We start from the raw sequence: 24,097 nt of genomic DNA on the forward strand, positions 1-24,097 counted from the left end.
TATAATGAAAATTAATCGCTTACTTCTACTTTTGTTTTTTGTTTGCTTAACAACCTATGCTCAAAAAATTGATAGAGTTGAACCACCAAACTGGTGGGTTGGAATGAATAATAATGAAGTTGAATTATTAATTCATGGGGCAAATATTTCAAGTTATTCCCCTTCAATAAATAATGAAGCTATTGATTTAAAGCTAGTTAAAAGAACAGAAAACAAGAACTATCTTTTTTTAACAGTAGATATTTCAAAAGCTGAAGAGGGAAAATTTAAAATTGATTTTTCAAAAAAAGGGAAGCGAAATAGTTTTAGTGTAGATTATGAATTAAAAGCACGAAAAAAAGACTCCAAACATCGTGAAGGTTTTAATAGTTCTGATGCTATTTATTTAATTACTCCAGATCGTTTTGCAAATGCAGATACTTCAAACGACATTGTTAAAGGTTTAAAAGAGCAAGGCATCAATAGAAAAGATGATTATGCGCGTCATGGTGGGGATATCAAAGGAATTACCAATCATTTAGATTATATTTCTGACATGGGGTTTACCGCAATTTGGCCAACTCCTGTTTTAACCAATGATATGAAACAAAGTTCGTATCACGGATATGCAATGACAGATTTATATAAGACAGATCCAAGATTTGGAACTTTGGATGAATATATTGAATTAGCTACAAAATCAAAAGAAAAAGGCATTAAGTTGGTAATGGATATGGTTGAAAATCATATTGGAAGCGGGCATTGGTGGATGCAAGATTTACCAACAAATGATTGGGTGAATTATCAGAAAGAGTTTTTAGAAGGTAATATTATTACAACAAACCATAGAAGAACTACAAATCAAGATAGCTATGCTTCAAAAAAAGATAAAGCTTTAATGAGCGAAGGTTGGTTTGTTTCTTCAATGCCAGATTTAAATCAGCGTAATCCATTATTAGCAACCTATTTAATTCAAAATAGCATTTGGTGGATTGAGACATTGGACTTAGGTGGTGTTCGTCAAGATACATATCCTTATCCAGATAAAGAATTTATGGCTAATTGGGCAGGAGCAATTATGAGCGAATATCCAAATATGAGTATTGTAGGAGAGGAATGGAGTTTGAATCCACTATTAGTTGGTTATTGGCAAGATGGTAAAAAAAATAAAGATGGCTATAAATCAAATTTAAGTTCAACCATGGATTTTCCAATGCAAAAGAATATTGTTGACGCTTTAAATGAAGAAGAAAGTTGGGATAAAGGATTGGTAAAAATATATGAAGGTTTAGCTAATGATTTTTCATATGCAAATCCGAGTAAAATTATGATTTTTCCAGACAATCATGATATGAGTAGAATTTTTACGCAATTAAATGAAGATGTTGTAAAAACTAAAATGGCTTTAGGGTATTTGTTAGCATTGCCAAGAATTTCACAAGTGTATTATGGAACTGAAATTTTAATTAGCGATGCCGCTAAACCTGGAGATCACGGTTTAATTAGAACCGATTTCCCTGGAGGATGGGCTAATGATAAAGTAAATGCATTTACTGGAGAAGGACTGGGAAAAGATCAATTAGATATGCAATCATTTTTGAAGAAAGTATTAAATTATCGTAAAAATAGTGATGCTATACATTCAGGGAAAACAATTCATTTTGCGCCTGAAAAAGGTGTCTATGTTTTATTCAGAATTTTAAATGAAGAAGTTGTAACTATTATTTTAAATAAAAATGAATTTCCAATTAATTTAGATTTAAATAGATTTGAAGAAATTGGTTTGAATGGAAAACAAGTTAGAAATATTATTTCAAATGATGAGTTTACTTGGCAAGAATCTATAAAATTAAATTCAAAAGGAGTTGTGATTTTAACCACTAAAAAGTAAATAATGAAAGCCTTCAAAAGTATCTTAGCTATTACATTTGTTTTAGTTTTTATTTCTTGTAAAGAGAAACAACAAGTTGTAAATGACGTTATTAATATAGAAATTTCAGATTACTCAGGAAATTTATCTTTAGGAACTATAAAACGAATTGATAGTTTTCCTTCAAAATATGTAAGACCTAGAACTGTTGATATTTGGCTGCCAAATAATTATTCCAAAAACGAAAAATATGCAGTTTTGTATATGCACGATGGGCAAATGCTATTTGATGCTGAAAGCACATGGAATAAACAAGAATGGAAAGTAGATGAAATTGTTGGTGGTTTAATTGATTCAGCTAAAATTAAAGACTGTATCGTTGTTGCAATGTGGAATCATTCAGATATCAGACATACTGAATATTATCCTCAAAAGCCATTTGATTTACTACCTAAAAAATTTAAAGATTCAATTTTTGAAACTGCAACAAAACAATTTGGAACAGCATTTAAAGGGATTCAATCAGATAACTATTTAAAGTTTATAGTTGAAGAAGTAAAACCATTTATTGATGCTAATTTTTCAACACTTACAACTCCTGAAGATACTTTTATAGCAGGATCAAGTATGGGTGGATTAATATCCATGTATGCATTGTGTGAATATCCGGAAATATTTGGTGGTGCAGCCTGTTTATCAACGCATTGGGTTGGGTTTATGCCACAAGAAAACAGTCCAGTTCCAGCAACATTTTTTAGTTATTTAGCACAAAATTTACCTTCGCCTAAAAACCATAAAATATATTTTGATTATGGTACAAACACGTTAGATGAATATTATTTACCATTTCAGCAAGGGTTAGAAGAGGTTTTAAAATTAAAAGGTTACAACGAATTAAATTCAAAAAACTTAAAATTTGAAGGTCACGACCATTCTGAAAATTCTTGGAATCTACGATTTCAAATTCCTGTTCAATTTTTATTAAATAATTAATAAATGAAATTTTTTAAACTACAAATATTATTTTTTGTTTTACTGGGCTCGTTTTTAAATGCTCAAAATACAGATAGAATTTACCAAAGCATAAGTGCTAAAAATACATATATTGAAATAAAAACGAATGATGGTCTATACCAAATAAAACCATATTCTACTACAATTGTGGAAACGTCTTTTATTCCAAACGACGAAGTTTTTAATGCAAATTCTCACGCTGTTGTTTTAAAACCTACTGAAGCTAAATTTAAAGTTTTAGAAAACGAAAATGAAATCAAATTAAACACTTTAGGAATTTCAGTTACTATTACCAAAGCACCATTTCAAATTTCATATTCGTATAAAAACAAGTTCTTAATTTCTGAGCGAAAAGGATATATTAAAAATGAAGATAATGAGGTGTTAGATTTTAACTTAACTTCTGAAGAGGTTTTATATGGTGGGGGTGCTCGTGCTTTAGGGATGAACAGAAGAGGGAACAGATTACAATTGTACAATAAAGCGCATTATGGTTATGAAACGCATTCAGAATTAATGAATTTTACCATTCCATTAGTGTATTCTTCAAATTTATATGCTGTTCATTTTGATAACGCACCAATTGGTTACTTAGATTTAGATAGTAAAAAAGACAATTCATTGCAATACGAAACTATTTCAGGTAGAAAAACATATCAGGTTGTTGCTGGAGATTCTTGGAAAGATTTAGTTTCACAATACACAAATTTAACAGGAAAACAACCAATGATTCCTCGTTGGGCTTTGGGTAATTTTTCAAGTAGATTTGGATATCATTCTCAAAAAGAAGTTATAAATACCATTGATAAATTTTTGGAGGAAGAAATTCCAGTTGATGCCATAATTTTAGATTTATTTTGGTTTGGAAAAGAAATGAAAGGAACTATGGGAAATTTCGAATTTGAGAAAGATTCGTTCCCAAATCCTAAAAAAATGATTTCAGATTTAAAGGAGAAAGGAGTTAAAACCATTTTAATTTCGGAACCTTTTATTTTAACAACTTCAAAAAGATGGGATGAAGCTGTTGAAAAAGATGTTTTAGGGAAAACCAACCAAGGAGCGCCTTATAAATATGATTTTTATTTTGGAAATACGGGAATTGTAGATATTTTTAAACCAGAAGGAAAACAATGGTTTTGGGATATTTATAAAAAGTTTAATAATTATGGAGTTGCAGGTTGGTGGGGAGATTTAGGTGAGCCAGAAGTTCATCCTTCTGATTTATTACACGCAACAGGAACGGCTGATGAGGTTCATAATATTTATGGACATAATTGGGCTAAATTAGTTTTTGAAGGTTACCAAAAAGACTTTCCAAATCAGCGTCCGTTTATTTTAATGCGTGCAGGTTATTCAGGATCACAATATTATGGGTTAATTCCGTGGTCGGGAGATGTGAATAGAACTTGGGGAGGATTACAATCTCAAATGGAAATAGCTTTGCAAATGGGAATGCAAGGTTTAGGGTATATGCATTCCGATTTAGGTGGTTTTGCTGGTGATAATTTAGATAATGAATTATATACGCGTTGGTTACAATACGGAGTTTTTCAACCAATTTTTAGACCTCACGCACAGGAAGAAGTTCCTTCTGAACCTGTTTTTAGAGAACCTAAAACAAAAGCTTTAGCCAAAAAATCTATAGAATTACGTTACAGTTTGTTGCCATATAATTATACACTTTCTTTTGAAAACAGCCAAAAAGGAATAGCATTAATGCGCCCATTATTTTTTGAACAACCTTCAAATTCAATGTTGTTAAATTATGATAAAACCTATTTATGGGGAGAACATTTTTTAATAAGTCCCGTTGTAGAACAAGGAACTAATGAACAAGAAGTTTACTTCCCGTCAAATTCTAATTGGTTTAATTTTTATACGGATGAAAAAGTTGAAGGAGGACAAACAAAAGTGATTCAATTAAATGAAGAAAGTATTCCTACATATGTTCGTGGTGGTGCTTTTATTCCTATGATTCAGTCAATTCAAAATACTTCAACTTATAATTTAAAAGAGTTTGATTTACATTTTTATTTTGATAAAAGTGTAGCGGGAGGTAAAGATAAATTGTACAATGATGACGGTGAAACTCCAAATGCTTTTGAAAAAGGAATGTATGAGATTTTCAATTTTGAAAGTGAATTTAAAAAGAACTGTTTAACTATTGAAATTGAAACAGAATTAGGGAATAATTTTAATTTTTCTTCAAAAGAAATTAATTTAATAGTTCATAATATTTCAAAAAAGCCTAAAAAAGTGAAAGGTTATAAATTTACTTGGAATGCTGAAAATAACACGTTGGTAATTCCAGTTTTAATTAATAATTCAAAAGAAAAATCAATAAAAATTAAATTCTAAATAGTAATGAGAAAATTTATTTATATCATAATTTTATTTCTTGTAGTACTAAGTTGTAAAGATAAAAATCAGGATAAAAAGGAAATAGCAAAAAAACAAGATGTACCTTTTGTTTGGGAAAATGCAAATGTATATTTTATGTTAACTGATAGATTTAAGAATGGAGATACTTCAAACGATGTTAATTTTAATAGAACACTAGAAGTTTCAAAATTAAGAGGTTTTGAGGGAGGAGATTTAAAAGGTGTTATTCAAAAAATTGAAGAAGGTTATTTTAACGAATTAGGAATTAATGCTATTTGGATGACTCCAATTGTTGAACAAATTCACGGAGCTGTTGATGAAGGAACTGGTGCAACTTATGGTTTTCATGGTTATTGGACAAAAGACTGGACAAGCTTAGATCCTAATTTTGGAACAAAAGAAGATTTAAAAGAATTAGTTGAAGTAGCACATAAAAATGGAATTAGAATTGTATTGGATGCTGTTATTAATCATACGGGTCCAGTTACAGAAATCGACCCAGTTTATGGTGATGATTGGGTGAGAACGGGTCCGCAGTGTAATTATCAGGACTATGAATCAACTGTTACCTGCACATTAGTTAAAAACTTACCTGATGTAAAAACTGAAAGTGTAGAAAATGTTGAATTGCCAAAACAGCTAATTGAAAAATGGAAAGCAGAAGGACGTTATGAGCAAGAAGTGAAAGAATTGGATGAATTCTTCGCAAGAACGGGATATCCAAGAGCTCCAAAATATTATATAATGAAATGGTTAACCGATTATATTACTGAATTTGGAATTGATGGTTACCGAGCAGATACTGTAAAGCATACTGAAGAGGATGTTTGGCAAGATTTCCGTACAGAATGTGATTATGCGTTTACCGAGTTTAAAAAAGTAAATCCAGATAAAGTTTTGGATACCAACGATTTTTATTTAGTTGGTGAAATTTATAATTATGGAATCTCAGGAGGAAAATTCTTTGATTTTGGAGATAGAAAAGTGAATTATTTTGACAACTCATTTAGAAGTTTAATCAATTTTGAATTTAAATGGAATGCTGCTCAAAACTCCTATGAAGAATTATTTTCGAGGTATTCTAGTATTTTAAATGACCAATTAAAAGGGTATGGAACTATGAATTATGTAAGCTCACATGATGATGGCGAACCATTTGATAAAGAAAGAACAAAACCATTTGAATCTGCTACAAAATTACTATTGTGCCCGGGGACTTCTCAAGTTTATTATGGTGATGAATCTGCACGAACTTTAATTGTTGAAGGAGCCGTTGGAGATGCTAATTTACGTTCAAATATGAATTGGGATGAGATTGAGAATAATGATAAAACAAAGGAAATTTTAACACATTGGCAAAAATTAGGGAAATTCAGAAGTAACCACCCAAGTGTTGGGGCAGGAGTTCATAAAATGATAAGTGAGGCGCCTTATGTTTTTGAAAGAACTTTTTTGCAAAATAATTTTAGCGATTCAGTTGTTGTTGGTTTAGAATTAAATGAAGGTGAAAGAGAGTTAAATGTAAGTTCAGTTTTTTCAGATGGAACCGTTTTAAATGAATTCTATTCAGGAGTTGAGGTAAAAGTTAAAGATGGAATGGTGACTGTAAATTCTCCATTTTCAATTGTATTATTAGAAAAGAAAAATTAAGATGAAATTAGTTAAGTTTAGTTTAATTATTGTTTGTTTTTTAGCAATTTCTTGTTCAAAGAAAGAAGAAAATCAAACAATTTTAAGTTCACCAGATTCGAATATTAAAGTTGAATTTAGTTTGAACTTAAATGGAGAACCAATATATCAAGTGGCGTATAAAAATGAGGAAGTTATAAAAACATCAACATTAGGTTTTGATTTAAAAGATGCTCCTTCATTAAAAGGAAATTTTGAAATTATAAGTGCCGTACCAAGTAGTTTTAACGAAACTTGGGAAATGCCTTGGGGAGAACAAATTGAAGTTGTAAATAATTACAATGAACTGAAGGTTGAACTTCAAGAAGCTTCAGAATTAAAAAGAAAACTAACTATAGTTTTTAAAGTATATAATGATGGTATTGGTTTTAGATATGAATTTCCAGAACAAGAAAATTTAAAAGAAGTTTTTATTACTGATGAAAACACACAGTTTAATTTAACAGGAGATCATAAAGTATGGTGGATTCCTGGAGATTGGGATATTTATGAACATTTGTACAATACAACAAAGTTTAGTGAAATTGATGCAAAGTCAAAAGCTGGACATAAAAATTTAGCACAAACTTCAATTCCAGAAAACGCTGTAAATACACCTGTTACAATGAAAACAAAAAGTGGTTTGCACTTGAGTTTTCATGAAGCAAGTTTGGTTGATTATTCAGGTATGACTTTAAAGGTAGATACCAATAATTTATCCATGACAAGTGAGTTGGTTGGTTCTGATAACACAGATTATAAAGTGAAAAGAACTGTGCCTTTTGAAACTCCTTGGAGAACAATTCAAATATCAGAAAAAGCAGGAGATTTGATAGCATCTAAGTTGATTGTTAACTTAAACGAACCAAATAAATTAGAAGATATATCTTGGTTTAAACCAACAAAATATACAGGTATTTGGTGGGAAATGCATTTAGGAAAATCTTCCTGGGATATGGCTTCTGGCAAACATGGAGCAACTACTGAAAATGCAAAAGCATTTATAGACTTTTCAGCAAAAAATAATATTGGAGCTGTTTTGGTTGAAGGTTGGAATACCGGTTGGGAACATTGGATTGGTTTTGAAGATAGAGAAGGCGTGTTTGATTTTGTAACTCCATATTCAGATTACGATTTAAAAGAAGTGGTGCGTTATGGAAAAGAAAAAGGAGTGGAAATTATTATGCACCATGAAACATCAGCAGCAACACAAACTTATGAAAAACAACAAGATACTGCTTATGCGTTAATGCAAAGTTTGGGAATTCACGCTGTAAAAACAGGTTATGTTGGAAAAATTTTACCTAAAGGAGAATATCATCACGGACAATATATGGTAAATCAATATAACAATGCGGTCATAAAAGCGGCGAAATATCAAGTGGCAATTAATGCGCATGAACCTATTAAAGCAACTGGATTGCGAAGAACGTATCCTAATACTATTTCTAGAGAAGGATTAAGGGGGCAAGAATTCAATGCTTGGTCTTCTGATGGAGGAAATCCACCAGAACATTTACCAATTGTTGCATTTACTAGAATGTTGGCGGGTCCAATAGATTATACACCGGGAATTTTTGATATTAAATTTGATAAATGGAAAAAAGACAATCAGGTAAATACAACCATTGCTCAACAATTAGCTTTATATGTAGTTATTTATAGCCCGGTTCAAATGGCTGCAGATTTAATTGAAAATTATGAAGGAAATCCTGCGCTTCAGTTTATAAAAGATGTAGGTGTAGATTGGCAACAAACAAAAGTTTTGAATGGAGAAATTGGAGATTTTGTAACAATTGCTAGAAAAGAAAAAAATTCAGAGAATTGGTTTATTGGTGGAATCACAGATGAAAATGAAAGAGAAATGGAGTTAGCATTCGATTTTTTAAATGCCGATGATGTTTATGAAGCAATTATTTATGAAGATGCAGAAGATGCAGATTGGGATAAAAATCCGACAAGTTTAAATATTAGAAAATTGGAAATTACAAATACATCAAAAGAGTTGTTAAAATTAGCGAAAGGTGGTGGTTTTGCAATTAGCTTAATTAAAAAATAAATAAAATGAAAAAAACACTTATTGGCAGTTTTGTAAGTCTATTTATTATTTTTGCCGCTTGTAATCAAAATAAAAAAGTAGCGAAAGAGACTATGGAAATTAAAAAAAATCATAAAGAAGTTGTATATCAGGTTTTTACACGTTTATTTGGAAATACAAATACCACAAATAAACCTTGGGGAACTATTGAAGAAAATGGCGTTGGAAAATTCAATGATTTTACTGATAAGGCGCTTCAAGAAATAAAAGATTTAGGTGTTACTTATATTTGGTATACAGGTGTGCCGCATCATGATGTGATTAGAGATTATACCGAATTTGGTATTTCAAACGATGATCCCGATGTAGTGAAGGGCCGAGCAGGTTCTCCATACGCTGTGAAAGATTATTACAATGTAAATCCTGATTTAGCTGTTGACCCTTCAAAAAGATTGGAAGAGTTTGAAGCTTTGATTGCAAGAACACATAAGATAGGAATGAAAGTAATTATTGATATTGTGCCCAATCACGTAGCAAGGAATTACCAAGGAAAAACAAATCCAGAAGGTGTTGAAGATTTTGGTGCAAATGACAATAAAAATGTAGAATACGATAAAAATAATAACTTCTATTATATTCCAGGTCAGGATTTTGTAGTCCCTAACTGGCAAAATAATTACCAACCTTTAGGTGGAGAAGTAAATGTGCTTTCAGATAGTAAATTTGAAGAAAAACCTGCAAAATGGACAGGTAATGGATCTCGTTTAGCACAACCAAATGTTAATGATTGGTATGAAACTGTTAAAATTAATTATGGGGTTAGTCCTGATGGAAGAAAAGATTTTTCTGATTTGCCTGAAGGTTTTGAAAATGAAGATTACAAAGCTCATTATGAGTTTTGGAAAGATAAAACAGTTCCAAGTTCATGGAAAAAATTTAGAGATATTGCATTGTATTGGATAGACAAAGGTGTTGACGGTTTTCGTTATGATATGGCTGAAATGGTGCCCGTAGAATTTTGGAGCTATATGAATTCAGCTATTAAAATGAAAAATCCGGATGCTTTTCTTTTAGCAGAAGTTTACAATCCAGCTTTATACCGTGATTATATTTTTAAAGGAAAAATGGATTATTTGTATGATAAAGTTGCATTATACGATTCTATAAAACACATTATGCAAGGTCACGGTTGGACAGATCATTTAGTTGGAGTTCAAAATGAAATGGCTGATATTGAGCACAACATGTTACATTTTTTGGAAAACCATGACGAACAACGTATTGCAAGTGCTGAATTTGCAAATTCAGCAGAAAAAGGAAAACCAGCAATGGTAGTTTCAGCAACTATAAGTACTTCACCTACCATGATATATTTTGGTCAGGAAGTTGGTGAACCTGGTAATGAAAATGCAGGTTTTGGATCTTCAACGCGTACTTCAATTTTTGATTATGTAGGTGTGCCACATCATCAACGTTGGATGAATGAAGGAAAGTTTGATGGAGGTCAGTTATCTGAAAATGAAAGTAGTTTACGAGACTTCTACAAACGCTTACTTAATTTTAGCATTCATAGCAGTGCTTTAATGGGAGATTATAAGGAGATCCATTATTATAATAAAGAAAATACAGAAAATTATAATCATCGTGTTTTTTCATTTGTAAGATGGTCAGCTGAAGAAAAACTAATTATTATTTCTAATTTTGATGATAATAGAGCGTATGATTTTGATTTAAAAATTCCTGAAGATATTATTTCTACTTGGAATTTAACAGATGGTACTTATCAGTTGACAGAACAATTATATGGAGAATTGTCTTCAAATTTAACAGTTGAAAATGGAAAAGGTATTATAAAATTAAAATTAGAACCATTAGCTTCTCTTATTTTAAAAGTGGTCAATTAGAAATAATTTTATAAACGCTTTAATTGTATTTGTAAATGAATTAATAGTAAAGAATCAATTTTCTTCATTATAAAATATTTATTCATTAAATTTGTTTTAATAAATTGATAATAGGTTATTTAATTAAAAAAAAGAGTTCTTATTTTGAACTCTTTTTTAAAGACCGATAGCGAAATCGTTATAGTTAATATTGGCTAATTTTATAGGAAAAAAATTGATTTAAGAGTAATTTTGAGCAATATTTTTACCCTATGAATGAACCAATTGAAAAGATAGCAGTTTTAACATCTGGAGGTGATGCTCCTGGAATGAATGCAGCAATAAGAGCTGTTGTTAGAGCTTGTGCTTATTATAATGTTGAATGTGTAGGTGTTTATAGAGGATATCAAGGATTAATTGAAGGAGATTTTGAAACTTTAAATGCTCGTCACGTAAGTAATATTATAAATAAAGGAGGAACGATTTTGAAATCGGCTCGTTCTTTAGAGTTTAAAACTGAAGAAGGTAGAGCAAAAGCCTATAAAAATCTAAAGAAACATGGTATTGGAGCACTGGTTCTTATTGGAGGAGATGGTACATTTACAGGTGGACTAAAATTTATTGAAGAGTATAACTTTCCCCTTGTAGGTATTCCTGGAACTATTGATAATGATATTTACGGTACAGATAATACCATAGGATATGATACGGCTTTAAATACTGTAGTTGAGGTTATTGATAAAATACGTGACACAGCAAGTTCTCATAACCGATTGTTTTTTATTGAAGTAATGGGGCGTGATGCAGGCTTTATTGCATTAAATTCAGGGATTGGAGCAGGAGCTGAAGAAATACTAATTCCTGAAAAAAACTTAGGATTAGATAGATTGGTTGATTCTTTGAATAAAAGTAGAGCAAATGGAAAAACATCTAGCATTGTAGTGGTTTCTGAAGGTGATAAAATTGGGAAAAGCGTTTTCGAATTGGCAGATTATATTACAGAAAACTTTCCAATTTATGATATAAGAGTATCCGTGTTAGGTCATATGCAGCGTGGAGGCTCACCAAGTTGTTATGATAGAGTATTGGCAAGCAGATTAGGAGTTGCTGCTGTAGAAGCTTTGTTAGATAGAACAACTGGGGTTATGGTAGGAATTACAAATAATCAAATATCAAAAGTTGAATTGGATAAGGCTATTAAAATGAATAATGATATAAATGAGGAATTGCTTAGAGTAGCTGAAATAACATCAATATAAAATAGAATAATAATTACAAATATTAAAAATAAATAGAATGGCAAAAGTTAAAATAGGAATTAACGGATTTGGTAGAATTGGAAGAATTGCTTTTAGAGTAGCAGCAACAAGACCAAATGTAGAAGTAGTAGGTATTAATGATTTGTTAGATGTTGAACATTTAGCTTATTTATTAAAATACGATTCAGTACACGGAAAATTTGACGGAACTGTTGAAGTAGCTAATGGAAACTTAGTTGTAAACGGGAAAGAAATTAGAATTACTGCTGAACGTAATCCTGAAGATTTAAAATGGGATGCTGTAGGTGCTGAAATTGTACTTGATTGTACTGGAATTTTCACAAGCCTTGAAGGTGCTCAAAAACACATTACTGCAGGAGCTAAAAAAGTTGCAATTTCTGCACCTTCTGCTGATGCACCAATGTTTGTAATGGGTGTAAACCATAAAAAAATTACAGCAGCTAATACAATTGTATCAAATGCATCTTGTACAACTAACTGTTTAGCTCCTTTAGCTAAAGTAATTAACGATAACTTTGGTATTATTGAAGGTTTAATGACTACGGTACACGCAACAACTGCAACTCAATTAACTGTTGATGGTCCTTCAAGAAAAGACTGGAGAGGTGGTAGAAGTGCTTTAACAAACATAATTCCTTCTTCAACTGGTGCTGCAAAAGCTGTTGGAAAAGTTATTCCTGAATTAAATGGTTTGTTAACTGGAATGTCTTTCAGAATACCAACTGCTGATGTTTCTGTTGTTGATTTAACAGTGAGAACAAAAAAAGCTGCTACTTGGGCTGAAGTTAAGGCTGCATTAAAACATGCTTCTGAAAACGAATTAAAAGGTGTTTTAGGATATACTGATGAAGCTGTTGTTTCTCAAGATTTCGTTTCTGAGCCAAGAACAAGTGTTTTTGATGCTGAAGCAAGTATTGCTTTAAATGATAATTTCTTTAAATTAGTATCTTGGTATGATAATGAGTTTGGTTATTCAACAAAATTAGTTGACTTAGCTGAATATATTTATTCAGTAAAATAATACAAATTTAATTCACAAAAAATGGTTTTAATTGCAGATGGAGGTTCAACCAAAGCTGATTGGATTTTAATAGATAAAACTGGAAAACAAATTTTTAAGACGAGAACAGAAGGTTTGAATCCTGAAATATTGAGTGAAAGTTTATTAAAAAATAGAATTCAAGAAAACCAATATTTAATGAGTTGCAAAGAAAATGTAACGCATGTTTATTTTTATGGTGCAGGTTGTGGAACTGAAAGGCTAACATCGTTTTTAAAATCTACATTTGAATCATTTTTTGTGAATGCTAAAGTTGTTGTAAAAGAAGATACTTATGCAGCAGTATATGCAGTAACTTCTGAACCTGGAATTGTATGTATTTTAGGTACTGGATCAAATAGCTGTTATTTTGATGGTGAAAATGTTGATGCTAGAGTGCCTTCATTAGGTTATATTTTAATGGATGAAGCTAGTGGAAACTATTTTGGGAAAAAATTGATACGTGATTATTACTATCATAAAATGCCAAAAGATATTGCCAAAAAATTTGAAGAGCAATATAATTTAGATGCAGATACCATTAAAAAGAATATTTATAAAGAAGAAAATCCAAATGCATATTTAGCTCATTTTGCAGAATTTATTTTTAGAAATAAACGTAATTGTTATTTCAATAAAGTGCTACACAAAGGAGTGAAAGATTTCTTTAAAAATAGAATATTACCATTTCCGGAATCAGAACAAGTACCTATTCATTTCGTAGGTTCAATAGCTTATTTTGCACAAGACATTATTAATGATGTAGCAAGATATCATATGATTAAAATTGGTAATATTGTGAGAAGACCCATTGATGGTTTAATTGAATATCATAGAGAACAGTTAAAGCTAGAACAAGTCTAAAATACGTTCTAAAGCCATACCACGAGAACCTTTGATTAGAATTGTGGAATTTTCAATACTTAAATTTTTGTTTGAAGTTTTAAAACCTTCAAAACTATCATAAATAAAAGCATTTTTTACATGAGTTGTAGAAAATGCTTTTCCTATTAAAAAAACCTTTTGAAAATTAAATGAGGTAGCTAATTCAGCAATTTTTTGATGCTCATTTTTACTCTCATTCCCTAATTCAAACATATCACCTAAAATTACTACTTTGTTAGTATTATGTAATTCATTAAAATTTTCAAGTGCTGCTTGCATACTACTTGGGTTCGCATTGTAAGCATCTAAAATAATTTTAGAAGTCCCTTTTTCTATAATTTGAGAGCGGTTGTTTGTAGGAATATAACTTTCAATGGCATTTTTGATTTGTTCTTCAGACACTTTAAAATAATTTCCAATGGTAATTGCTGCCGCAATATTATTGAAATTGTATTTCCCAATTAATTTACTTTCGATAATTGTATTTCTAAACTGAACTTTAACAAAAGGATTTGCTTCAATAAATTGTATAGAATTTTTATTAAATGTAATTGAATGAATTCCTGTGGATTGTTTTACTTGTAGTGCATCATCAGAATTAATAAAAGCAATTCCATTATTATTTCTCAAAAAATTATAAAGTTCAGACTTTCCTTCAATAATTCCTTCAACACTTCCAAACCCCTCTAAATGTGCTTTTCCAAAATTTGTAATATAACCATAATTAGGTGCTGCAATTTTACATAAAGAATCAATTTCTTTTAAATGATTTGCACCCATTTCAACAATCCCAATTTCAGTAGTTGGTGTCATAGTTAAAAGTGTAAGAGGTACACCAATATGATTGTTTAAATTACCAAAAGTAGCAGTTGTCTTATATTTTTCACTTAAAACAGCATTAATTAATTCTTTAGTAGTTGTTTTACCGTTGCTACCACTTAAAGAAATAATTGGAATATTGAGTTTTTGTCTATGGAAATTAGCTAATTTTTGTAGGGTTTTTAAAACATTATCTACTAGAATTGTGTTTTGATGAGTATTGAATTCCTCTTCATCAATAATTGCGTAATTAGCACCATTATTTAAAGCTTCAACGGCAAATTTATTTCCATTAAAGTTTTCACCTTTTAAAGCAAAATAAATACTTCCTTTTCTAATCTTCCTAGTGTCAGTATCTACTAAATATGTTTCAGTATATAACTTGTAAAGCTGTTCAATATTCATTGTTTAAATATAAAAAAACCTCACTGAATTTTCAATGAGGTTTTATATTATTATTAATTATTAACTAATATCTAATTTTTGTTGTTGTTGGTTTTCTTCTTTTAGATGTCATAGTGCCTAATCTATCTGTAGCACAACGAAAACCAATATAGTTAGTAGCCATATACTCAGGTAAATATCTTCTTTGAGCAGGATCTAACCAGTATTCTCTATCTTTCCAAGAACCACCCTTATAAACACGAGATTTATCACTAATTAAAGTCGTTCTTTTTTTAGTATCATATTGTTGCATTAATAAACCACTTTCACCTATAACTCTAGGTTTTATTGGTGAATTATACATCCTTGGTTTTGTCTCTAATTCATCTTCATTTTTTGCATATAATTTTGTTGAGCCCAAATCTCCATCTTTAGCATCTACATTATAAGCTTTTTCATAGTTGTTTCTCATATAAGCATCTCTGTTACTAATTGGGATGTATTTAATACTTCCTGGTAACGTTTTTGGTATTATTTTACCATTGTCTAAAGTGTCATATTCAACAGAAGTATCATCAACCATCACAACTTTACCTTCAGAATCAATCATCTTTTTAGTAAAAATATTACCTCTAAAATAATTAAAATCGTTAGCATCATTATCCACAATTGGTCTGTAAACATCTGCTACCCATTCAGCAACATTTCCAGACATGTCATAAAGCCCAAATGCATTGGCATCATATTGTTTTACACGATTTGTAATATCAGCACCATCATTACTCCAACCAGGAACACCACTGTAATCTCCTTTTCCTTGTTTAAAGTTGGCTAATTGATCTCCTTGTACTCTTTTATTTTTGTTACGAGTATAATTACTATCCCATGCATATTTCTTTCTACCTCTAATGTTATTATATTCTCTTTTTTCTACAATTGCTTTTGCAGCATATTCCCATTCAGATTCAGTTGGTAATCTAAATTTTGGAGCTAAAATTCCGTCAGAAACTTTTACTTGCCTTCCTGTAAATGAACCTTTGCTAGGTTTAGGGTCTCCTTTTTTTCTTTTAGCATTAGATGGTAACCCTTTATTATAAATAGTTGAATCTCCATCAAAAAGCGCATAAGGATTTTCTAAATAGGTATCTGTATTAAAGTTATTTTGGCCTCTTACTTCAAGTGAATCACTTTCAAAAAGAGGATTTAAAATGCCTTTATCCATTAATATTTTTTCATTAACTCTATCACTTCTCCATTTGCAATATTGTGTTGCTTGTATCCAACTTACACCAACAACCGGATAATCTGCATAAGATGGATGTCTTAAATAATTTTCGGTTAATAACTCATTAAAGCCTAAAACATCTCTCCAAACCAACGTATCTGGAACAGCTGATAGATAAATATTTTTATAATTCTCATCACTAGGAGGGAAAACTTTTTCCATCCATTCTAAATAAAATACATACTCTGAATTTGTAACTTCAGACTCATCTAAGTAAAATGAACGCACTTGTTGCTTTACCGGTGTTGTATTCCAATCAAACAAAACATCATCTTGTACATGACCCATTGTGAAAGCACCTCCTTCAATTAAAACCATTCCTGGAGGAGATATTTGACCTCGGTAATTTGTGTTTGAGGAAAACCCTGCGGCGGCTTTATCTTTTGAATCCCAGCCTGTTAAAACTGACTTGTCTCTTGAAGTTCTATTGTGGCAGCTAACAAATAATAAGGTTGAAAGGGCAACTATTAAAATTCTTGATACATTAAATAAATTTTTCATTTTCATTTTAACTTATAGGGTTTAATGTCTCGCAATTTACACTAAATAAATTTTTTTACAAGAAATTATTTTAATTAAATATTTTATTATGTTTTTGTAACGATTGTTTTTGTTCTTTATTATATGTAATGTTGTATTATTATAAAAACAACCTTCAAAATTAACTGTTATTTATTCTATGAATAAGTTAAAGAAAAACCTTTTAATACTATTTTGTATAGTTGGAAATTTGCTTTTTTCTCAACAAAATGAAACTAAAAATTTTAAGCTAAGATGGATTGATAACGTTGACTTTAGCATAAATAAAAATCTTACTGTAAAAGCGAGTTTAGTGGAGGGTAATTTTATTGATCAGAATTTAAATCCTTCTTTTTCTGAAATATGGGAAGTTGCAAATGGAGTTGAACTTAACAATTATTCAATTAAAAATATTGTTTTTGAAACTTTAACTAAAAATAGCATTAATTTATTGAATACTAATTTCATAGCTACAACGCTAAATTCTGAATTTAATATTGTAAAATCTCGAAACAAAACTTTTGCAGTTTTAAACTTAATTCCCTTTTTAAAAGAGGGTCCAATCGTAAAGAAAATTGTTTCGTTTGATTTGGAATATAATTTAGTAGTATCTAAAACAAATAGCTACACAAAAAATTCGGATGTTAAAAACTCGGTATTAGCTTCAGGTGATTGGTATAAATTTGCTGTTGATACAACAGGAGTTTATAAAATTGATAAAACTTTTTTACAAAATTTAGGTATTGATGTGAATTCAATAAACCCTAAAAACATAAAAATATATGGAAATGGTGGGCAAATGCTTCCATTTAAAAATGGTGACTTCAGATTTGATGGATTACAAGAAAATGCTATTTACGTAAAAGGTGAAGGTGATAACAGCTTTGATAATAATGACTATGTGCTGTTTTATGCAAAAGGACCTCATAATTGGAAAAATATTGAAAGTAGTAATTTAAATGAGGTTGAACATCAATTCAATATTTTTTCAGATGAATCTTATTATTTTATTACTATTGCTGATTCTCAGGGGAAAAGAATTTCAGATAAAACACAAATTTCTGCTTCTGCAAATCAACAAATAACAACATTTCATGACTATACTTTTTTCGAAAAAGATGAGGTGAACATGTTTGCGGTTGGTCAACAATGGTTTGGTGATAATTATAGTATAGAAAATGTTCATGAGTATTCTATACCTTTTAGAAATACAGATGCTTCTGAAAATATAATTGTAAGAGTTAGAGGTGTAGCTGAATCATCAGTTGCATCACAAATGCAAGTTGAAGTTAATAACCAATCTTTATTTACTATTAATTTGCCTGCTAATGGAGGATTAACAAAAGCTGTAGCAAATAAAAATAGCGGAGCATTGCAACTTTCAGGAAATTCAGTAGCTATTAAAATTTCGTATAATAATAATGGGAATCCTTCAGCAAAAGCATATTTGGATTATATTGAAGTTTTAGGAAAGAAAAAATTAATAGCCTTAGAAAAACAATTTTCTTTTCGAAATTTTGATATCACAAATGTATCAGGTGTTTTTGAATATGTTATTGAAAATTCATCAAATATAAATTGGGTTTGGGATGTAACAGATGCTCAGAATTCTAAAAATATTATAAATGAAGCTGTAGGTTCTAATTTTACATTTAAAATTAATGGAGGAGCGTTTAAAGAATTTATAGTTGTAAATGAAAGTGATTTTTATACCCCTAAAATTATAGAAAATGCTAAAATATCAAATCAAAACTTACATAACTTAATAGATATTGACTACGTAATTATTACACAAGATTTTTTAACAGATCAGGCACAACGTTTGGCTAATTACCACATTCAAAACTCTAATTTAAATGTTCAGGTTGTCTCATTAAATAAAATATATAACGAATTTTCTTCAGGCTCAAAAGATATTACTGGGATTAGAGATTTTGTAAAATATTTGTATGATAATGCAACAACAAATCAGCTAAAATACGTGTGCTTGTTTGGTGATGCATCTTATGATTATAAAGATAGAATAGGAGGAAATAATAATATAGTTCCAGTTTTTGAAGCATTTGATAGTTTTAATTTAGCAACATCTTATGTTACAGATGATTTTTATGGAATGATGGATGCTAATGAAGGTGAAATGAATTCTTTTGAGAGGCAAGATGTTGTTACAGGAAGAATCCCAGTTTCAGACATTTTACAAGCTGAACAAGTGGTTGATAAAATTTTGAATTACTACAATCCAAAATCATTCGGAGATTGGCGTACTCAAATTACATTAGTTGCAGATGATATTGATGCGGCTGGAGAGGAAATATTGCAAATTGAAATGGAGAAAATTGCAGATACTATTTCAGTAAATCAACCTATTTTTAACCTCAAAAAAGTATATATGGATGCATATACACAGCAAACTTCTTCCGGAGGGAATAGGTATCCAACTGTAAATACTGAAATATCAAATCAAGTAGAAAAAGGAACTGTTTTAGTTGATTATTTTGGACATGGAGGTGAAGATGGTTGGGCGGCTGAACGAATTTTAGAAGTTTCAGATATTCAAAATTGGAAAAATGACTTTAAACTTCCCTTATTTATTACGGTAACTTGTGAATTTACTCGATTTGACAATCCGTTAAGAAAAACAGCAGGAGAATTTTTATTCTGGAATGAAAACGGAGGAGCAGCATCATTAATAACAACTACAAGAGAAGTTTTTATCAGTGTTGGAGAGGCTTTAAATGAACGTCTTATAAAACCATTGTTAAATTTTAATAATGAAAATTATTCAATTGCAGAATCTTTAATGAATGTTAAGAATCAATTTTCTACATCACAACGTTATTTTGTGTATTCCATAGGAGATCCAGCAATGAAACTTAGCTTGCCAAGCCCAACAATTAAAATAACTAAAATGAATGGTGTTAATATAACACAGTCATTAGACACGATAAAAGCGTTGTCTTATGTTAAATTTGATGGAGAAGTTGCTAATTCAACAGGACAAATATTAAACGATTTTGAAGGTGAATTAGACGTTACAGTTTACGATAAATCTATAAATAAAACTACATTAGACAACGATAATAAAAATATTACCATGCAGTTTGATGCTATTGAAAGTAAAATATTTAAAGGAAGATCAAAAGTTGAAGCTGGAAAATTTAGTTTTGATTTTGTTGCGCCAAGAGATATAAAAGTGGCTTATGGAAAGGGAAAATTGAGTTTTTACGCTTCAAATAATAGCATAGATAAAGCAGGATATAATTTTGATGTAACCATAGGTGGTATTAATACCAATGCGCCTGAAGATAATATGGGTCCATTAGTGCAATTATATATGAACGATTTAAATTTTGTTGATGGAGGCACTACCAATGAATCACCTTTGTTTATTGCCGTATTAGAAGATGAAAGCGGTATTAATACTTCAATCACAGCAGTAGATCACGACATAGTTGCCATTTTAGATGGAGATCAGGCAAATCCAATACTTTTAAACGACTTCTATCAAACGGAATTAAATGATTATAAAAAGGGAAAAGTAAACTACCAATTTAGAAATCTTTCAACGGGAATGCATACCTTAACTTTAAAAGTTTGGGATACTTACAATAATTTATCAGAAACAACGTTTTCTTTTTTTATAGTTGATGACAGTGATTTAATTTTAAGCAATGTGCTTAATTATCCAAATCCTTTTATTAATTATACAGAGTTTTGGTTCAATCATAATAAACCAAATGAGTTATTAAATGTTCAAGTACAAATTTTCACTGTGTCAGGTAAATTAGTGAAGACAATTAATGAAACAGTACAATCTGAAGGGAATTTATCAAGAACAATAGCTTGGAATGGTTTAGATGATTTTGGATCAAAAATAGGAAAAGGAGTTTATATTTATAAATTAAAAGTTAAGTCGCTTAATTCCAGTGCAAAAGCAGAAAAAATAGAAAAATTAGTAATACTTCAATAATAAATTAAGATATTTGTTCAGTTAAATTAACCAAATTAATGAGAAAATTAACCACATTAGTACTTATTTTTTTAGTAGCATTTTCAAAAATAAATGCTCAAGAAACACAAAACACAATTACTACCGCAGCTCCATTTTTATTAATAGCACCCGATGCTAGAGCTGGAGGAATGGGAGATATAGGTGTAGCAACATCACCTGATGCAAACTCGCAGCATTGGAATGCTTCAAAATTTGCATTCATGCCTTCGCAATTCGCTATTGGTATAGTTTATACACCTTGGTTACGTGAACTAACTAATGATGTTTTTTTAGGAGGATTTTCATTTGCCAATAAAATAGATGATAGAAGTGCGTGGGCAACAAGTTTAAAATATTTTAATTTAGGTCAAATAGATTTAACTGATATTAATGGAGCTCCTGAAGGAACTGAAAAATTAAACGAATTTTCATTAGACGCTTCCTACTCTTTGAAACTTAGTGAAACATATGCAATGGGAGTTACAATGCGCTATATTCGTTCAGATTTAGGTATTGAATCAGCAAACTCAACAATTAAACCAGTAAGTACATTTGCTGTAGATATTTCTGGGTATTTTCAGTCAGAAGAAAAAAATTACGGTAACTTCAATGGTGTTTGGAGAGGTGGTTATAACATTTCTAACATAGGCCCAAAAGTATCTTATACTGATGACGGGCAAGATAATTATATACCAACTAATTTGAAAATTGGAGCTGGTTTCGATTTTATTTTAGATACTTATAATAAAGTAACAGTGAATTTAGAATTTAATAAATTATTAGTGCCTACACCAAGTATCTCATTAAATGAAGATGGAGAGTCAGCACCATATATCCAAGATGATGTTGGTTTTGTGAGTGGTATTTTTAGTTCTTTTGGAGATGCTCCAGGAGGATTTAGTGAAGAGCTTAAAGAAGTTACTTGGGCTTTAGGAGCAGAATATATGTATGATAATTCTTTTGCGATTAGAGCTGGTTATTTTAACGAAAGTGATTTAAAAGGAGCACGTAAATATTTTACAATTGGTTCAGGTTTTAAATTTAAAAGTTCAAAACTTGATATTTCATATTTATTTAATGCTTCAGATATTAACAATCCTTTAGAAAATACACTTCGTTTTTCGTTGGCATTTGATTTTGGACAATTATTTGAAATTAATTAAAGAACATAATAATTTTTAATGAAAAAAATTGAAATAAAAACTCAAATTATGGTGTTTGATTCTATTGAAGAACTGTCAAATACCGTAAAAGATTTAATGAATAAAGCTATAGAAGCCAAACAAAATGCATACGCACCTTATTCCAATTTTAAGGTTGGAGCAGCATTTTTATTAGAAGATGGAACAGTAGTAACTGGTAATAACCAAGAAAATGCAGCATACCCTTCTGGAATGTGTGCTGAACGTGTTGCTATTTGGAAAGTCTCATCAGAATATCCAAATCTTAAAATATCAAAATTAGCAATTACAGCAAGTTCTTCAACTCAATTAACCAAAGAACCTGTTGCTCCTTGTGGGGCTTGTAGACAAACTTTGTCTGAATATGAATTAAAGCAGAAAGATAAAATTGAAGTGTATTTTATGGGAGAAGTTGGTAAGGTTATTAAAACGAATTCTGTTTTAGACTTGCTGCCAATTGCCTTCGATAAATCTTTTTTGTAAGTAATTTATTTATGAAAAATGATATAAGGAATAAACAAGATATTTATTTGCTTGTGAAAGCGTTTTATGTAAGGTTAATGAATGATAAATTAGTATCTCATTTTTTTGAAGATTTTACGGATCCAATTCTTTTAGAAGAGCATTTACAAACCTTGGTAGATTTTTGGGATAATGTATTGTTTTATTCAGGTGGGTATCGTAAAAACGCAATGCTACCTCACCTAAAATTGCACCAAACAAAACCTTTCAATTCAGCACACTTTAAGTGTTGGTTATCAAACTTTAACCTAACAATTGACGACTTGTTTGAAGGTGAGATGGCGCATGCTGCAAAGACAAGAGCTTTGTCGATAGCCGTCGTAATGGAAATAAAAATTAATGAGTTAAAAAAATAAGGCTTATTAAATTTGAACACTAATTTTTTATAATGAAACTACAATCAATAATTACAGGTACAGGCAGCTATATTCCAAGAGTAATTAAGAAGAATTCAGATTTTTTAACAAGTCAATTTTTAAATGAAGACGGTTCCTCAATGGAATATGAAAATGAGGTTGTTATTGAGAAATTTAAAGCTATAACAGGAATTGAAGAAAGACGTTATGCTAATTTAGACTTAACATCATCAGATTTGGCATATTTTGCTGCTAAAAATGCTATTGAAGATGCAAATATTGATCCAGAAGAATTAGATTATATAATTTTAGCTCATAATTTTGGAGATGTTAAAAGTACCTCTATTCAGAGTGATATTTTACCAAGTTTAGCTTCAAGAGTTAAGCATAATTTAAAAATTAAGAATCCAAATTGTGTAGCCTACGACATATTATTTGGTTGTCCAGGGTGGATTCAAGGTGTTATACAAGCAGAAGCTTATATAAAATCTGGTTTAGCAAAAAAGTGTTTAGTAATAGGAACAGAAACTTTATCAAGAGTTTTAGATCCTTTTGATAGGGATTCAATGATATATTCAGATGGTGCAGGTGCTTGTATAGTTGAAGCGGTTGAAGGTAATTCCTCTTCGGGAATATTAAGTCATATAGCCCAAACAGATTCGTTAGATGAATGTTATTACTTGTTTTTCGGAAAATCATTTAATAAAAATGAAAATAATGATACTCGTTATATAAAAATGTATGGTCGTAAAATTTATGAATATGCATTAAATAATGTTCCCATTGCTATGAAAGCAGCACTAGATAAAAGTGGTATTGATATTTCAGATGTTAAAAAAATATTGATTCATCAGGCAAATGAAAAAATGGATGAAGCTATTATTAAACGTTTTTATCGCCTATATAAAACAAAGCTTCCTGAAGGTATAATGCCTATGAGTATTCATACATTAGGAAATAGTTCAGTAGCAACAGTTCCAACACTATTTGATTTGATTAAAA

The 24,097-nt window shown here is 30.2% G+C and carries 16 protein-coding genes; 14 read left to right on the top strand and 2 right to left on the bottom strand.

Annotation, left to right across the window (positions count from 1 at the left end):
• Nucleotides 1-4 precede the first annotated feature (4 nt).
• The 9 genes from ABY863_RS04095 (at nucleotide 5) to ABY863_RS04135 (ending at nucleotide 14,017) form a co-directional block, all read left to right on the top strand.
• On the top strand, nucleotides 5-1,870 hold the full coding sequence (locus ABY863_RS04095) for a glycoside hydrolase family 13 protein (protein ID WP_372792992.1): 1,866 nt from the start codon (nucleotides 5-7) through the stop codon (nucleotides 1,868-1,870).
• Between the two features lie 3 nt (nucleotides 1,871-1,873).
• Entirely contained in the window at nucleotides 1,874-2,842 is a 969-nt protein-coding gene (locus ABY863_RS04100; protein WP_372792993.1) for an alpha/beta hydrolase, read from the top strand.
• A 3-nt stretch (nucleotides 2,843-2,845) separates the two neighbouring features.
• Complete coding sequence (locus ABY863_RS04105; protein WP_372792994.1) at nucleotides 2,846-5,221, top strand: TIM-barrel domain-containing protein; 2,376 nt, start codon at nucleotides 2,846-2,848, stop codon at nucleotides 5,219-5,221.
• 6 nt (nucleotides 5,222-5,227) lie between these two features.
• Nucleotides 5,228-6,895, top strand: coding sequence for an alpha-amylase family glycosyl hydrolase (locus ABY863_RS04110; protein ID WP_372792995.1), 1,668 nt, complete (start codon nucleotides 5,228-5,230; stop codon nucleotides 6,893-6,895).
• A 1-nt stretch (nucleotide 6,896) separates the two neighbouring features.
• A complete protein-coding gene (locus ABY863_RS04115) occupies nucleotides 6,897-8,972 on the top strand; it encodes a glycoside hydrolase family 97 protein (RefSeq protein ID WP_372792996.1) in 2,076 nt (691 codons plus the stop codon).
• A 5-nt stretch (nucleotides 8,973-8,977) separates the two neighbouring features.
• A complete protein-coding gene (locus tag ABY863_RS04120; RefSeq protein WP_372792997.1) occupies nucleotides 8,978-10,855 on the top strand; it encodes an alpha-amylase family glycosyl hydrolase in 1,878 nt (625 codons plus the stop codon).
• Nucleotides 10,856-11,106: 251 nt separating this feature from the next.
• On the top strand, nucleotides 11,107-12,093 hold the full coding sequence (gene pfkA, locus ABY863_RS04125; protein ID WP_372792998.1) for a 6-phosphofructokinase: 987 nt from the start codon (nucleotides 11,107-11,109) through the stop codon (nucleotides 12,091-12,093).
• A gap of 37 nt (nucleotides 12,094-12,130) precedes the next feature.
• Nucleotides 12,131-13,135, top strand: a complete 1,005-nt coding sequence (gap, locus tag ABY863_RS04130) for a type I glyceraldehyde-3-phosphate dehydrogenase (RefSeq protein ID WP_372792999.1) — start codon at nucleotides 12,131-12,133, stop codon at nucleotides 13,133-13,135.
• Nucleotides 13,136-13,156: 21 nt separating this feature from the next.
• On the top strand, nucleotides 13,157-14,017 hold the full coding sequence (locus ABY863_RS04135; RefSeq protein ID WP_372793000.1) for an N-acetylglucosamine kinase: 861 nt from the start codon (nucleotides 13,157-13,159) through the stop codon (nucleotides 14,015-14,017).
• On the opposite strand, the gene murF is transcribed toward ABY863_RS04135, so the two are convergent.
• Both murF and gldJ read right to left on the bottom strand, forming a co-directional pair.
• Nucleotides 14,003-15,262 carry a UDP-N-acetylmuramoyl-tripeptide--D-alanyl-D-alanine ligase gene (gene murF, locus ABY863_RS04140; protein ID WP_372793001.1) on the bottom strand — a complete coding sequence of 420 codons (1,260 nt, stop codon included), beginning with the start codon at nucleotides 15,260-15,262 and terminating at the stop codon, nucleotides 14,003-14,005. The two genes, ABY863_RS04135 and murF, sit on opposite strands and share 15 nt — an antisense overlap.
• Before the next feature lie 64 nt (nucleotides 15,263-15,326).
• Nucleotides 15,327-17,027, bottom strand: a complete 1,701-nt coding sequence (gene gldJ / locus ABY863_RS04145) for a gliding motility lipoprotein GldJ (RefSeq protein WP_372793002.1) — start codon at nucleotides 17,025-17,027, stop codon at nucleotides 15,327-15,329.
• 178 nt (nucleotides 17,028-17,205) lie between these two features.
• On the opposite strand from gldJ, the gene porU reads away from it, so the two are divergent.
• The 5 genes from porU to ABY863_RS04170 all read left to right on the top strand — a co-directional run.
• The gene (porU, locus tag ABY863_RS04150) at nucleotides 17,206-21,015 is read left to right on the top strand and encodes a type IX secretion system sortase PorU (protein WP_372793003.1); all 3,810 of its coding nucleotides are present in this window, start codon (nucleotides 17,206-17,208) and stop codon (nucleotides 21,013-21,015) included.
• A gap of 38 nt (nucleotides 21,016-21,053) precedes the next feature.
• The gene (gene porV, locus ABY863_RS04155; RefSeq protein ID WP_372793004.1) at nucleotides 21,054-22,199 is read left to right on the top strand and encodes a type IX secretion system outer membrane channel protein PorV; all 1,146 of its coding nucleotides are present in this window, start codon (nucleotides 21,054-21,056) and stop codon (nucleotides 22,197-22,199) included.
• 18 nt (nucleotides 22,200-22,217) lie between these two features.
• A complete protein-coding gene (cdd, locus tag ABY863_RS04160; RefSeq protein WP_372793005.1) occupies nucleotides 22,218-22,700 on the top strand; it encodes a cytidine deaminase in 483 nt (160 codons plus the stop codon).
• An 11-nt stretch (nucleotides 22,701-22,711) separates the two neighbouring features.
• Nucleotides 22,712-23,095, top strand: coding sequence for a group III truncated hemoglobin (locus ABY863_RS04165; RefSeq protein ID WP_372793006.1), 384 nt, complete (start codon nucleotides 22,712-22,714; stop codon nucleotides 23,093-23,095).
• Between the two features lie 32 nt (nucleotides 23,096-23,127).
• The coding region (locus tag ABY863_RS04170; protein WP_372793007.1) for a 3-oxoacyl-ACP synthase III family protein at nucleotides 23,128-24,097 on the top strand (970 nt) is incomplete at its 3' end.

The sequence above is a fragment of the Lutibacter sp. genome (assembly GCF_041562875.1).
Lineage (GTDB): Bacteria > Bacteroidota > Bacteroidia > Flavobacteriales > Flavobacteriaceae > Lutibacter.